General features: G+C 61.0%; 14 protein-coding genes. 2 read left to right on the forward strand and 12 right to left on the reverse strand.

Going from position 1 to position 13,859, the window contains the following annotated elements; genetic code table 11:
• Positions 1-116: 116 nt before the first annotated feature.
• The 12 genes from Q3Y64_RS02220 to Q3Y64_RS02275 all read right to left on the reverse strand — a co-directional run bounded on the left by Q3Y64_RS02220 (position 117) and on the right by Q3Y64_RS02275 (position 10,241).
• On the reverse strand, positions 117-1,151 hold the full coding sequence (locus tag Q3Y64_RS02220) for a quinone-dependent dihydroorotate dehydrogenase (protein WP_101942643.1): 1,035 nt from the start codon (positions 1,149-1,151) through the stop codon (positions 117-119).
• A 4-nt stretch (positions 1,152-1,155) separates the two neighbouring features.
• Positions 1,156-2,079: a cation diffusion facilitator family transporter gene (locus Q3Y64_RS02225; RefSeq protein ID WP_101942644.1), complete on the reverse strand. Its 924-nt coding sequence runs from the start codon at positions 2,077-2,079 to the stop codon at positions 1,156-1,158.
• 11 nt (positions 2,080-2,090) lie between these two features.
• Entirely contained in the window at positions 2,091-2,861 is a 771-nt protein-coding gene (locus tag Q3Y64_RS02230) for a flagellar brake protein (protein ID WP_101942645.1), read from the reverse strand.
• Between the two features lie 30 nt (positions 2,862-2,891).
• A complete protein-coding gene (locus Q3Y64_RS02235) occupies positions 2,892-3,224 on the reverse strand; it encodes an EscU/YscU/HrcU family type III secretion system export apparatus switch protein (RefSeq protein ID WP_101942646.1) in 333 nt (110 codons plus the stop codon).
• Positions 3,211-4,434, reverse strand: a complete 1,224-nt coding sequence (locus Q3Y64_RS02240; RefSeq protein ID WP_303559858.1) for a flagellar hook-length control protein FliK — start codon at positions 4,432-4,434, stop codon at positions 3,211-3,213. Before Q3Y64_RS02240 ends, Q3Y64_RS02235 begins: the two co-directional genes overlap by 14 nt.
• Before the next feature lie 37 nt (positions 4,435-4,471).
• Positions 4,472-4,810: a flagellar protein FliT gene (locus tag Q3Y64_RS02245; RefSeq protein WP_101942648.1), complete on the reverse strand. Its 339-nt coding sequence runs from the start codon at positions 4,808-4,810 to the stop codon at positions 4,472-4,474.
• On the reverse strand, positions 4,810-5,223 hold the full coding sequence (gene fliS, locus Q3Y64_RS02250; protein ID WP_101942649.1) for a flagellar export chaperone FliS: 414 nt from the start codon (positions 5,221-5,223) through the stop codon (positions 4,810-4,812). Before fliS ends, Q3Y64_RS02245 begins: the two co-directional genes overlap by 1 nt.
• A 21-nt stretch (positions 5,224-5,244) precedes the next feature.
• Positions 5,245-6,621, reverse strand: a complete 1,377-nt coding sequence (gene fliD, locus Q3Y64_RS02255; RefSeq protein ID WP_101942650.1) for a flagellar filament capping protein FliD — start codon at positions 6,619-6,621, stop codon at positions 5,245-5,247.
• Between the two features lie 41 nt (positions 6,622-6,662).
• Positions 6,663-7,043, reverse strand: a complete 381-nt coding sequence (locus Q3Y64_RS02260) for a flagellar protein FlaG (RefSeq protein ID WP_101942651.1) — start codon at positions 7,041-7,043, stop codon at positions 6,663-6,665.
• A gap of 368 nt (positions 7,044-7,411) precedes the next feature.
• Positions 7,412-8,251 carry a flagellin gene (locus tag Q3Y64_RS02265; RefSeq protein ID WP_101942652.1) on the reverse strand — a complete coding sequence of 280 codons (840 nt, stop codon included), beginning with the start codon at positions 8,249-8,251 and terminating at the stop codon, positions 7,412-7,414.
• Between the two features lie 40 nt (positions 8,252-8,291).
• Complete coding sequence (locus Q3Y64_RS02270; RefSeq protein ID WP_101942653.1) at positions 8,292-9,134, reverse strand: flagellin; 843 nt, start codon at positions 9,132-9,134, stop codon at positions 8,292-8,294.
• Between the two features lie 267 nt (positions 9,135-9,401).
• Complete coding sequence (locus tag Q3Y64_RS02275; protein WP_101942654.1) at positions 9,402-10,241, reverse strand: flagellin; 840 nt, start codon at positions 10,239-10,241, stop codon at positions 9,402-9,404.
• A 384-nt stretch (positions 10,242-10,625) separates the two neighbouring features.
• Between Q3Y64_RS02275 and Q3Y64_RS02280 the strand changes: the two genes are divergently transcribed.
• Positions 10,626-12,737, forward strand: a complete 2,112-nt coding sequence (locus tag Q3Y64_RS02280) for a 6-hydroxymethylpterin diphosphokinase MptE-like protein (protein ID WP_158239233.1) — start codon at positions 10,626-10,628, stop codon at positions 12,735-12,737.
• The gene (gene pseB / locus Q3Y64_RS02285; protein WP_303559865.1) at positions 12,734-13,729 is read left to right on the forward strand and encodes a UDP-N-acetylglucosamine 4,6-dehydratase (inverting); all 996 of its coding nucleotides are present in this window, start codon (positions 12,734-12,736) and stop codon (positions 13,727-13,729) included. Before Q3Y64_RS02280 ends, pseB begins: the two co-directional genes overlap by 4 nt.
• Positions 13,730-13,859 lie beyond the last annotated feature (130 nt).

Here is a 13,859-nt window from a genome sequence, read left to right on the forward strand (position 1 = left end):
ATAGGGGTATGCAGGCGAGGCATATAGGCGTCGCCTGGGATGGCAGGGCTGTGTAACACGGACTGCGTGCTGCCTGCACCGGCCGGGCCGGCGCTGAAGGCAGTCCGCGCTCTTATTTACTCTGTTTCAGCTGCGTCGCGCTGGAACTTGCAGGTGTTTTCCACGCAGTCTGCGATGAGTTTGGGGCCGCCGTAGATGAAGCCGGTATAGACCTGGACCAGGGCCGCGCCAGCCTGCAGTTTTTCGAGGGCATGAGCGCCTTCGGTGATGCCGCCGACACCAATGATCGGTAGTTCGCCAGCCAGTTTGGCCGCCAGTGAGCGGACCACTTCGGTGCTGCGCTCGCGCAGCGGCGCGCCAGACAGCCCACCCGCTTCGTTGCTATGGGCGAGCCCTTGCACGGCCTCACGAGCCAGTGTGGTATTGGTGGCGATTACGCCGTCGATACGGTGACGGCGCAGCGCGTCGGCGATGTTGGTGAGCTGGGCTTCATCTACGTCAGGTGCGATTTTCAGGGCGATCGGCACGTAGCGGCCATGGCTCTGGGCAAGCTCGGTCTGGCGCTGCTTCAATCGAGCAAGCAGGCTGTCGAGCTCGGATTCGCCCTGCAGCTGGCGCAAATTCTGGGTATTGGGCGAGGAGATGTTGGCCGCGATGTAGCTGGCGTGGCCATAGACCTTGTCGAGGCAGGCGAGGTAGTCGTCCGCGGCGTGTTCGATCGGAGTGTCGAAATTCTTGCCGATGGAAATGCCCAGCACTCCCTTGAAACGGGCTGCCTTCACATGGGCGATGAGGTTGTCCACGCCTTCATTGTTGAAGCCCATGCGGTTGATGATGGCGCGCTGCTCGGGAATGCGGAACATGCGTGGCTTGGGGTTGCCGGGTTGGGCGCGCGGGGTGACGGTGCCGATTTCGATATGCCCGAAGCCAAAGGAGGACAGCGCGTCGATGGCATCGCCATTCTTGTCCAGTCCGGCCGCCAGCCCGACTCGGTTCGGGAAACGGATCCCCATCACTTCGATCGACTCGGCTTGGGCCAGGCTGGCGCTGGGCATCCAGCCGCCGAAGTTGCGCATCCCCCACAGCGAGAAATCGTGGGCGCATTCCGGATCGAGCGAGAAGAGAAAGGGGCGGGCAAGGGCGTAGAGCATCGGTTCAATCCTGACGGCGGTCGCCGGTGGCGGCGTGAAGCGCGCAATATACCGGTTCGAGATGGGTGGTGGTTTGGGTGCCGTGAACTTCGCTGGCAATCCTGGCTTCGATTTCATCGAGCAGGGTGTGAGCAGTCTCCACTGACCAGTCGCCCGGCACGAGGATGTCGACATGCGCGAAACGGCGTGTGCCGGCCCGCCGCGTAAGGAGATGGCGGTAGTGCACATTGCGCGCGGTGTAGCAGCGCAGGATCTGGCGGATCTGCTCGATTTCGGCTTCATCCATAGCGTGATCCATCAGACCGCTGACTGAAGCCTGCATCAGGCGGGCGCCCTCGGAGAGGATGTGCAGGGCGACCAGAACGGCGATCACCGCATCGAGCCACAGCCAGCCGGTAAGCATGACTCCGATGAGGCCGGCGACCACGCCGACCGAGGTCCATACGTCGGTCATCAGGTGCGCCGAATCTGCTTCCAGGGCGATCGAGTGGAGGCGTTTACCGGCGCGCTTGAGGGTGTGTGCCGTGAAGAAATTGATGGCGGTGCTGGCGGCGGAGAACCACAGGCCGATGCCCAGCGATTCGAGTGGCTGCGGTGCGAACAGGCGCGGGATGGCCGCCCACAGGATGGCGGCAGCGGCGATGAAGATCAGGCCGCCTTCGAAACCGCTCGAAAAATACTCGGCTTTGCTGTGGCCCCAGGGATGACCGGCGTCTGGCGGTTCGGCAGCCACTTTCAGCATCACCAGCGCGAACACGGCTCCGGCCAGATTCACGAAGGATTCCATCGCATCCGAGAGCAGGCTCACTGAGCCGGATAGCCACCAGGCGAGAAATTTCAGGACGATGGTGGCCAGGGCTGCGGCTACCGACAGGTAGATATAGCGGAAGGCGTCGGGCGCAGGCTTGTCGGCGGCTGGAGCAGACATGGAGGAGGGAGTCAGGCCCGGTAGTGGTTGCGCTCGCGCTCGGTCTTGAGGATGTAGCGCTGGATCAGGTTGGCCTCGGCAGCGCGCAGATGCACGAGCTGGCAGCCCGCTCGCAGCACTTCGCTGCCGCCCCGGGTGCTCATGCGGAATACGTTGCGTACCTGCAGGCTGACGGTGAGAGGTGGGCTGTCCGGCAGTTCGAGGCGGCAGTTTTCGAAGATCGTGCCAACCTGCAGATCCTCTCCGCCGGGGGGGGCGACGATGGCTAGGCCACCGCCTGAAATGTCGAGTATGCGGGCGTGGATCTTGCGGCCATCGCGCAGCGGAATCTGGCAGGCCAGTGAATCGAGCGAGGGGGCGCTGAGGCGGTAGTATTCGCGGCGTTGGAGACGCAGGAGGATGTCTGGCAGTGGTGTGCGCAGGGCTGGGAAGCCTTCGTGGGTGCAGCGCTCCAGACGCTCCAGGGGGAACTGGATCTTGACCTTGTCGAGCTGTGTGGCGCAGAGCAGACGGCCTGCGGCCAGGGCGCCGGCAATCGCAGCTTCGTCACGGCCGAGATCGAGGATCAGATTGCGATTGTCCGTTGCGACATCAATGACGCCGGTAGTCAGAAAATCCCCCGCGTGGCCATACCAGGCGGTAACGATGGCTCGGCGAGCGCCGAGCTGGCGCAGCACATAGGCGATTTCGCGCGCATCGCGCAGGATGTACTGAGCGTGCGCGTCAGGTTGCTGGATTTCGAGGCGGGTGTCTGGCGCGGATGCGGAACCGGGAGTGGGCATGCGGTGGATTCCGGGAATGAAGGGCCGGAATCAGGTCTCGTCCGGCGTGGGGGAGACTATATCATCGGGCAGTGGTGGCGGGGCTTCCGGGGCTTGTCCCTGTTCAAGGCGGTAGAGCCAGGCGAGCAGTTCGGCGACCGCTACATAGAGCTTGGGCGGGATGCGCTCGTCCAGATCTACCTGCATCAGGAGCGCTACGAGCTCGCGCGATTCATGCACATAGACACCGGCTTCGCGGGCGCGATCGATGATCTGCTGGGCGATCAGGCCATTGCCTTTGGCGATTACGCGCGGGGCAGCCTCACCTTCCTGATAGGCGAGGGCGACGGCCGTGGCGCGCGGAGCGATATCAGGCGCTGACATGTTCGCTCACCGTGATGTGGCGCGGATCCAGTCCGGCTGCTTCGAGTGCGGCCTGCAGTGCCGGTTGTGCTGCGCGCATTTTTTCGGCGGTATCGGCGCGATCGGTATCGATCAGCAGGCTCAGGCCTTGTGGGCCTAGCAGCAGGCGTGCCTGAATGCCGCCGAGGGCAGGCAGATCGACGCGCAGATTGCTGCGCCAGACCTGGCCTTGGTCGGCCTCGCCGCGCTGGGGCGATTCGCTTTCCGGATCGACTAGCGACCATTGGAGCTGCATGCCGGGCCAGGCCTGGCCTTGCCAGCTGAGCTGGTTGCTGGCAAGGGCTTCGAGTTGCTGCAGCATCACGGGTGTAAGCGGATCGGCGGTGCGTGCTGGAGCCGTATTGTCTGTCGCACTGGCGGCAGTCGTGCCGGTTGCCACACGCAGAGCCGAGGTTTCACGCTCACGTTCGGTGTCAGGCGTTGTCTGGGAGTTCAGCACCTGGGCGAGACCGGCCGGTGCCTGTGGATTGGTGGAGGTCTGAGCGGGGCTACTTACGCTGCTGGCGGGGGAGGCTGTAGGTGCGGCGGCGGTACTGCTGGCTGTGCGTGGCAACAGACCACGGGTGGTCGTTTCGCTCCCTTCGCTTTCGGGCATGCCTGCGGCCTGGGGCTCGGCGAGCAGGCTGGCGAGCGGTCGCTTGCCTTCCACCCATTGACGCAGATGGGCTTCGTAGAAAACGCCGCTTTGACTCACCGCCTGCTGCAGGACGGGGGCCAGGGTGGCCGCACGGGGCGTCTGGGTGGCCGGTAGCAGGGGCTCGCCCCGGTTGAGGGCTTGCGGGCGGGCTTCGCCATGGCGGCCGGTGATCAGCTGAGAAATGAGCTGGCCGGTTTTGCTTAATGCGGTGCGCGGCAATTCGTCGCCATCGGCGGGCGGCGTTTCGGTCGCCGGTGCCGGACGGGCATGAACCGTGCTGCCACGCTGACCGGTGACGAGCAACTCCAGCGAGTCGCCACTCTTGGCAGACTCGGGCAGCGCAAGGGTGATGGTCTTGCCCGCCACGACGGCGCGGAAGCTGCCATCGGGCAAGGGGCTTTCGAGCAGCGCAGTAATTCGCTGGCCTGGCTGCAGACGCGGCATATCGGGCGCGATTTCATGCGCTACCGAGATGGGTTGGACACTCGCTTCAAGCAGGACGCGCAGTCTGGACGCCAGGTCTCCGGGAATCATGGGCTACTGCGCTCCTGCCGCTGGGATGGCCCTGATTCTAGCCCGACCGCAGACCGTAGGCGTTATTGATCGCCCGTTGCCGGCTGTTGCCAGCCAACAGGGCACGCACATGTTCCAGCCAGGGATCGGTGTGGCTGCGGATCTCGCGATCTTCGGCGAGGATCTGCTGAATGAGGGCCACTTTGCGTGCCCTGCCGCCTTCATCGAGGGAGGCAGGGCTTGCTGCCGGCATCTCGTAGCGGACGAGGCGATCGCGCAGCTCGGCGGCTTCGCGTTCGAGCAGGCAGAACTGGTCCCAGTCATTGGCGCGGGCAGCCACCAGCATTTCGCTGGAGAGATGATGCATGGCTTCGTAGAGGGGGAGGGTCGGATCCATCATGCCTCCTGTGATTCTGCCTGGCTGGCATTAGCAATCTGCGACCAGGCGTCGCGCAGATCGCGCAGCAGGCCAGCTACTTCCACCAGCGGCGCATCCGTGCTGAAGGCGTTGGCGTGCAGGAGACGTGAGCACATGTAGTCGTAGAGAGCGCCGAGCCGTTCGGCTAGTTCGCCGCCACCTTGCGCGTCCAGACTGGCCTTGAGCCCCATGGTGATGATTTCGATGGCCTTGGTGATGTTCTTCACGCGCGCTTCAATATCGCCACGCTCCATGGCGATGGCAGCAGAGTTGATGGCCAGCAGGGCGCCATCGAAGAGCATGAGGATCAGCTGATGCGGGTCCGCGTTGGTGACATGGGATTCCACACCAACTTTGGCGTAGGCAGCGGCAGCCGAGGGACGTGCAAACATTATGGATGGGCTCCTGCTCGGTTAATTGTTGGTGTACTTGGTCAGCAGGCTTGAGAGCTGCGTGGTGAGATAGTTGCCGGTTGAGTTCCAGCTGGCGACAGAGGTATCCAGCGCCGTGAATTGTTTGCGGTAGCGCGCTTCGATCACGGTCATGCGGGCTTCCAGGGTTTCAATCTGCTTGTCGATGCCAAGCTGGGTCTTCTTGATCCCATCGGTACGGCTGGTCAGCAGGCCGTCGGTACCAAGGAACTCCTTGACCCGATCAGCGATCTGGTCGGCAAAGCCACTGACCGTGCCTTCGGCAAACAGGCTGCCAATGTCCTTGGTCGGGTCGGCCAGCACGTTTTTGAATTTGGTGCTGTCGAGCGTGAGGGTGCCGCTGGTCTCGATCTTGATGCCAATGTCGGAGAGACGGGTCAGCGAACCGCTCGACAGGGAGCCGCTGACAATGCTGCGCAGCTGGCTCTGGATACCACGTACTGCGGCATCGCCGTTGAGGGCTGCAGCCGTCTTGGTGTCGTTGTTCCAGGCTGTCTGGGTCTTGATTGTGTTGACGACGTTGTTATAGGCCGTGATGAAGTCCTCGACCTTTTTCTGGATCGCCGTTCCATCCTGCGTGATGTTGAGCGTGGTTGGCGTGCCGATATTCTTTTTGTTCAGGGTCAGCGTCACGCCGTCCAGCGCGTCACTGATCACGTTGCTGGATCGGGTGACCTGCACACCGTCGAGCGTGAATACGGCGTTGGTGGCTGCCTTCGAAGTGCTTTGATCGACCAGGCTATCCGAGCTGGCAATGTCATTCGGATCGAAACCGAGCCCCAGACCACTCACAGTGAAGCCGTTGTCGGTGCCGGACTGCGAGGCGGTGAGGATCAGCCGGGTGCCATTACCGTCACTGAGCAGGCTGGCGCTCACGCCCGCGCCAGATGCATTGATGGCGTCCCTGACTTTGGCGAGGGTGTTGTTGCCTTTGGCTGCGCTGATGTCGATGTTGGTGACCTTGCCAGCTACGTCAAAGCTGAGCGTTCCATCGGCAAAGGTATAGCTGCTGCTTTGTGCCGTCGTGACGACTTTCTGTGATGACGCAAGCGAGCTGACTTCCAGCTGATAGCTGCCGGCCGAGGCGGAAGAGCCGGCGCTGACCGTTCCGATCGTGCTGTCGGCAATACTTGCCTGGTAAGCCGAGAATTTTGCCGCCGAACTGATCGCTTCTGCCGCCGTCTGCAGGCTGGAGAGCGAACTCTTGAGCGTGCCGAAGGCGGAGAGCTTGGTGTCAAAACTCTTGTCCTTGGTCTGCAGCTTGGTGATCGGCTGCTGTTCGATGGACATCAGTTTGGTCACCAGGGATTCGATATCGATCCCAGACCCGAGTCCTGCAGAAGTAATTGTGCCTGCCATGATTGCTTACCCTGTTATTTCAAGCGTTTGCCGCAAGCGGCTCAGACTTTCTGCTTGAGGAGCAGGCCGGATAATTTGTCCAGGGCGTGTGCGATGTTTAGCAACTCTTCGCTGGGCAGCTGGCGGATAACTTCGCTCGTGTCTGCATCCACAACCTTGACGACACTCCGACCGGTTTGCTCGTCAATGGAGAATTGCAGGTTTCGTGCCACGGAGGGCAGGGCGCGCTGCATTTCCTGCATAGCCTCGTTGACCGCCTCTCGGCTCGGGGGCGGCGCACTGGTGCCTTGCTCGGTCTTGTCTTCGCCGACGACGTTAAGGGTTTCATCAAGCGGGACATCCTTGCCTGCTGAGGGACGGATGTCGCGTGCATGTGAAACTGCGTCGGGCGAGGAAACGGGCGTAATGGGTTGCATCGTCATGATTCAGCCTCCTGTGACTACCGGGGGGCGCGACAAGGGGTGAGGGCGTACAGGCAGACCGGCGGCGGGCGGGATTGCCCGGGAATATTGCTGGCTGCATGCGTCATCTGTGACTCCATCCTGTTGTCTGCGTCCCACTCAGGCTGTGGTCGGGCGGGGGCCCCGGCACAGCTTCTGGCGACGTTCGGAGGGCGGTACTGGCATGCCTTCCGGGGCGTCCGTAGGGGGGATAACGACTACTTTTTCACAGTCCACAGGGTTAGCTGGGCTGCAAGGCTGGATGAAGCTGACGGGCGGACTGGGTAGACAAAAAAGAGGAGGCTTCCGCCTCCTCGAAATCACAGCAACTGACCGGTTGTAAGAAGCGCTTAGCCCTGGAGGAGTTGGAGCACTTGTTGTGGGAGTGCGTTGGCCTGCGCCAGCATGGCTGTGCCGGCTTGCTGGAGGATCTGGGTGCGCGAGAGATTGGCGGTTTCCTGCGCAAAGTCCGCATCGACGATCCGGCCGCGGGCGGCAGACTGGTTTTCCACCGCGATCTGCAGTGAGGAAATCACGGCCTGGGCGCGGTTCAGCGCAGCGCCAAAACCCGCGCGGGTGGTGGTGATGGTGTTGATCGCCGAATCCAGGTTGGTGATGGCGGCGAGCGCGTTGGAGCCGGTGCTGCCGGCCACGTTGATCACCGAGGAGTCGATGGCCAGTGCGCTGGCACGCAGATCAGCGGTGGAGACGCTGATCTGGTCATACTGGGTGGTGCCGGCACCGACCTGGAAGGTGAAGGTGGAAACGGCCGAGTTCAGCAGCGGTACGTTGTTGAATTTGGTGGCTTGCGAGAGACGCTGTACCTCGCTGCCCAGGGCGGCGAATTCCACCTGCAGGTTGGCGCGGTCGCCCGAGTTCAGCGTGCCGTTGGCAGCCTGGATGGCCAGCTCGCGCATGCGCTGGATGTTGTCGGCTATCTGCCCGGAGCCGCCGTCGGCGACTTGCATCAGGGAGATCGCATCGTTGGCATTGCGCACCGCCACCGTGAAGCCGCGCACCTGGGCCTGGATTCGCTCGGCGACCGCCAGGCCGGCTGCGTCGTCCTTGGCCGAGTTGATGCGCAGGCCCGAGGAGAGGCGCTGCAGCGAGGTGGACAGGGAGGCCTGTGAGCCGCTGAGATTGCGCTGGGCATTCAGCGAAGGAACGTTGGTGTTGATGGTCATTGCCATGATGGTTCTCCAGTTTGCTGTGAATTACTGAACGTCTGCATCAGCCCTGCAGAAGCTGCAGGACTTGTTGGGGAAGCGCATTGGCCTGCGAAAGCATGGCCGTGCCGGCTTGCTGCAGGATCTGGTTGCGCGAAAGCTGGGCGGTTTCGGCGGCGAAGTCGGCATCGACGATGCGTCCGCGTGCCGCGGCTTGGTTCTCGACCGAGATCTGCAGCGAGGAAATCACGGCAGTAGCGCGGTTGAGTGCTGCACCGAAGCCGGCGCGGGTGGTCGTGATGGTGTTGATCGCCGAGTCCAGATTGGTAATCGCGGCGAGTGCATTGGAAGCCGTGCTGCCATTGATGGAAATCGAAGCGGAATCCACCAGAATGGCGCCCGAGGCACGCAGATCCACGGTGGAGACGCTGATCTGGTCATTGGCTGTGGTGCCTGCGCCGACCTGGAAGGTAAAGGTGGAGGAGGCAGAGTTCAGCAGCGGGATATTGTTGAACTTGGTGGCCTCGGAGAGGCGCGTGATTTCCTTGCCCAGGGCTGAGAATTCGACCTGAAGGTTGTCGCGGTCCCCTGAGTTCAGTGTGCCGTTGGCAGCCTGCACGGCGAGTTCGCGCATGCGCTGAATGTTGTCGGCAATCTGTCCGGCGCCGCCGTCGGCCACCTGCATCAGCGAGATGGCGTCATTGGAGTTGCGGATGGCGACGTTGAACCCGCGCACCTGGGCCTGGATGCGCTCGGCGACTGCCAGGCCGGCTGCGTCATCCTTGGCGCTGTTGATTCGCAGCCCCGAGGACAGACGCTGGAGTGAGGTGGTCAGTGCTGTCTGGTTGCTGGAAAGATTGCGCTGCGCGTTCAGCGAGGCCACGTTGGTGTTGATCGTCATTGCCATGCCCGGACTCCTGGATTTCGTGCCGGACCGATCTGGTTCGGCGGTGGTTCAAACGTCTTGTTCCGTGGAGAGGAACAGGAACACGCTTGCCAACGCCTATGCAAAGCCGATGCCAGTTTTATGAAATCCCCGTGGGGCAATGGTTTTGGGCTGTTTGTCAGTTCTCCTTGAGAGGTGCTTGCGGTAGTTAAAGCGGAATGACGGGCGAAAAAAATGCCGGTGGATTCTCATCCACCGGCATTTTCTGCCGTTACGGCAAGGGTGTTTTTACTGGAGCAGGCTGAGCACTTGCTGCGGCAGCGCATTGGCCTGAGCCAGCATCGCGGTACCGGCCTGTTGCAGAATCTGCGAGCGCGAGAGATTGGCGGTTTCCGAAGCGAAGTCGGCATCAACGATGCGGCCGCGGGCTGCCGACTGGTTCTCGACTGCGATCTGGAGAGAGGAGATCACTGCCGTGGCCCGGTTCAGTGCAGCACCAAAGCCTGCACGAGTGGTCGTGATGGTATTGATGCCGCAGTCGAGGTTAGTAATAGCGGCGAGCGCATTGGAGGCGGTGCTGCCGTCAATCGTGATCGAGCCGGAATCAAGGGCGATCGTAGAGGCCTGCAGATCGACTGTAGAGACGGTGATCTGGTCGTTGCTGGTGGTGCCAGCACCGACCTGGAAGGTGAAGGTCTGAGCGCCAGTCGAGTTGATCAGTTCAATGTTGTTGAACTTGGTGGCGTTCGAGAGACGGGAAATTTCCTTGCCAAGGGCTGAAAACTCCACCTGCAGGTTGGCTCGGTCACCAGAGTTCAGCGTACCGTTGGCGGCTTGCACGGCCAGCTCGCGCATACGCTGAATATTGTTGGAAATCTGCTCGGCACCGCCGTCGGCCACCTGCATCAGGGAGACCGCATCGTTGGCGTTGCGGGTGGCAACGTTGAAGCCGCGCACCTGTGCCTGAATACGCTCAGCGATGGCCATGCCTGCTGCATCGTCCTTGGCGCTGTTGATGCGCAGACCGGAGGACAGGCGTTGCAGCGAGGTAGACAATGAACTCTGCGTGCCTGTGAGGTTACGTTGGGCGTTCAGCGAAGCCACGTTGGTGTTGATCGTCAGTGCCATTTTGCTACTCCTTGTATATGCGTTTCTCACTTCAGTCTGGCGGCTGTATGGCCTGAGGGGCTGAGCCCCGATTCCTGACTGCTGGCTTTGGTCCTGTGTAGTCCCGTGCCATGAGCCAAATAACGACCGGAATACCCTTCTCTTCAGGGTTATGTAGGCCTCCAGGCAGATATATTTTTGTGGTGTGAAAAACCCTGGCCTGAAAACCCTTTACTGGCGCGGGTTTGCGGGGAGGGTGCCGTGTTGGAGAAAGCGCCCTTCGGATTAAAGTTTTCAGGTATGCGGGCCGATAACCCGGATAAGCCCGTGATTCGTCCGGCCTCCGGAGTTCAGCTTTTTTTTGTAAACAGGTGTGTCAGCACCTGTCTCGCTGGAGCAAACGGAATGGACGATAGCAGTCAAGGGGCACTGGATCAGGAGTGGACGCCTTTACAGGAGGCCTACATCCAGAAGCTGATGGCCACCTATCAGGCCAATCTGCTCTTTTTCCATGAGCGCTTTCCGGATGTTTTCGAAAACATCATGGGCGCTGAGCTGCCAGCCCCCTTCGAGGTGGATGCTGACGGTGGGCTGACCATCTATTCAGCCGGCTACAAGGGGGATCCGAAGGATTACGTGGATCTCTCCCGGATCCTGATGGATGTTTTCAACAATCCCAAGATTCGCCCGCGCATCACGGTGAACCACGGTTACATCAATAATCTTCACGATGTAGCGCCGCACCAGGATTACTCCTTCTTCCACTCCTACATTGAGGTTGAGTACCGCACGAAGCTCGTGCAGAAATTTCTCGACCTCACCTCAGAAGAGGGACGGCGGTTGCCGCTGGCTGATTTTGGTGACAAGAAACTGCCAATCGCGATCGTGTTTGGAAGCGGATTCGGCTGGCATCTGGATAGGCTTGTAGATGATTACGATCTGCGCCATCTGCTGATAGTTGATACCGACATCGCGCGTCTGAATCTATCGCTGTATTTCGTCGACTACATCTCACTGGCCCAGCGCTTCTCCCGCAAAGGGTTTTACTTTTCGGTTGCTTATGACGAATCGCCTGAAAAGCTCTCTGACCATCTGCGTGTGCACTTCTACAACCTCTGGCCGCCATACTGCATTCAGGGCGCTGGGATGTTCTTCAATGATTACGACTCGGAGAAAGTTCGCGAACTTTGGGACAAGCTGAAGACCGACCTCTGGACCTTTTATCGTGGTTGGGGTTTTCTGGATGACGAGATCCTGGGTCTTAAGCATGCTCTGGATAATTGCCTCGCACGTTATCCAGCCTATACCCGAGCGCCCGAGCGCCCGATCCCGGAAGACGCGATGGCGTTCATCATCGGCGCCGGGCCCTCGCTCGATCACCTGCTGCCGCTTTTGCGCGAGTATCGTGACCGGGCCGTGGTGTTCAGTTGTGGTACGGCGATCTCAGCATTGGCGCGGGCTGGCATCCGACCGGACTTTCACGTCGAGATCGAGCGCACCGCACTGACTAACCGATTCCTCGCGGCCACGTTGAATGAATCCTGGAAAGGCGAGGTGCCTATTCTGGGTCTTTCCATTTTGCCGCCTGAGGTGTTTGAACTCACCCAGCATCCTTTGATGTTCTTCAAGGAAATGGATGTGGGGGCCATGGTGGGTAATTTCTTTGGTGAAGCTCCGGTTTTCCGCAGCGGCCCTACCTGTACCAATGGTGGGCTGGCACTGGCTTTGCGCCTGGGCTTTCGCAATATCTACCTGATGGGGGTGGATCTGGGTTTTCGCAGCGAAGCGCACCACCACTCCAAGGCTTCGGTGTACTTCGAAGGCCAGAGCACTGTATCGCCTGATCTCAAGAAGATTGTCGACATCACTCACAAGCGCCACCGTGAAGCCAATGCCCGCGAAGTGGAAGGCAACTTTGGCGGCAAGGTGTTTTCGACTGACACCTTTACTCATTCACGCGATTCGATGGTCATATCCTTGCGCGAGAACCCCGGCGCGAAGGTGTACAACCTCAATGACGGAGCCTTGATCCGAGGTGCTGAGCCTTTGCATGCCGAGGATTTTACGAGTGCTGCGACGCCGGCCACCCGCATGGAGGCCATCGAGGCCATGCTCGGGGCTTTTACCACGAGCTATGACCAAGACCCATTGCACAGTTTGGCGATGATGCAAGAGCAACTCGTGGCAGTGCGCGAAGATGTGGCCCGCATCCTCGCGCCTGAGGTGCACGAGAAGATGGACATCGTCGAGCGTATGTTCGATCTGCACCACTACTTCTTTGCAGACAAGCACCGCAGCACTCAGATCTTCCCGCTCATGCGCGGCTCCATGCTGCATATGGGGCGTTTCCTCTACGACTGCATGGCCTTGTGCGCCACCGATGAGCTGGCGGTGGAGTACGCCACCGAAGCCTTCGGGGTGATCCAGAACTTTCTTGCTGCAGCCTCCGACGGGCTACAGGACCTCGCCGACGCCGCGCGGGCCAGACAGGCATCCGACCAGGGAGAACAACAATGATCGACGGCAAGTCCATCCTCATCACCGGCGGTACCGGCTCCTTCGGCCGCCAGTTCGTACGCAACATCCTCGCCCATCACAATCCGCGCCGGGTGGTGGTGTACTCGCGCGACGAACTCAAGCAATACGAGATGCAGCAGGAGTTCCGCGACCCGCGCATGCGCTTCTTCCTGGGCGATGTACGCGATGCTGAGCGCACCCGCCAGGCCTGCCGCGAGATCGACGTGGTGATTCACGCCGCCGCCATCAAGCAGGTGCCGGCCGCCGAATACAACCCGATGGAGTGCATCAAGACCAACATCCATGGCGCTCAGAACGTGATCGACGCCTGCCTCGACAACGAAGTCGAGCGCGTGATCGCCCTCTCCACTGACAAGGCTGCCAGCCCGATCAACCTGTATGGCGCCACCAAGCTCGCGTCCGACAAGCTTTTCGTGTCCGCCAACAACATCGTTGGTCGCCGCCGAACCCGCTTCGCCGTGGTGCGCTATGGCAACGTGGTCGGCTCGCGCGGCTCGGTCGTGCCCTTCTTTCAGAAACTGATCGGCGAAGGCGCGACGGAGATACCGATCACCGACCCCCGCATGACGCGCTTCTGGATCACCCTGGAGCAGGGGGTCGAGTTCGTGATCCGCAGTCTGGCGCGCATGCACGGTGGCGAACTCTTCGTGCCGAAGATCCCGTCCTCGCGCATCACGGATCTGGCCCGCGCCATGGCGCCGGATCTGCCCCAGAAGATCGTCGGCATCCGTCCTGGCGAAAAGCTGCACGAAGTCATGGTGCCGGCCGACAACGCCTTCCAGACCGTTGAATTCTCGCAGCACTACGTGATCCGGCCCTCGATCAGCTTCGTGACCGAGCCTAACTACTTCCTCGATGCAACAGGGGAGAGGGGCCGCCAGGTGGAAGACGGCTTCGAATACAACTCCGGCACCAATGAGCACTTCCTTACGGACGATGAAATCCGCGCCCTGATAGCCGAGAAGAAGTAGCGGGTTGTGGTTCAGGAAAAACAACAAGGCCGGCGAAATGCCGGTCTTGTTGTTTCAGGTATTGGCGGGGGATGCTTTGGGTGAAACGCCTCAGGCTTTGCATGCGACCGGGATGCAGCACAGCGTAATC

This window comes from Uliginosibacterium sp. 31-12 (assembly GCF_030548425.1).
Taxonomy (GTDB): domain Bacteria; phylum Pseudomonadota; class Gammaproteobacteria; order Burkholderiales; family Rhodocyclaceae; genus Uliginosibacterium; species Uliginosibacterium aquaticum.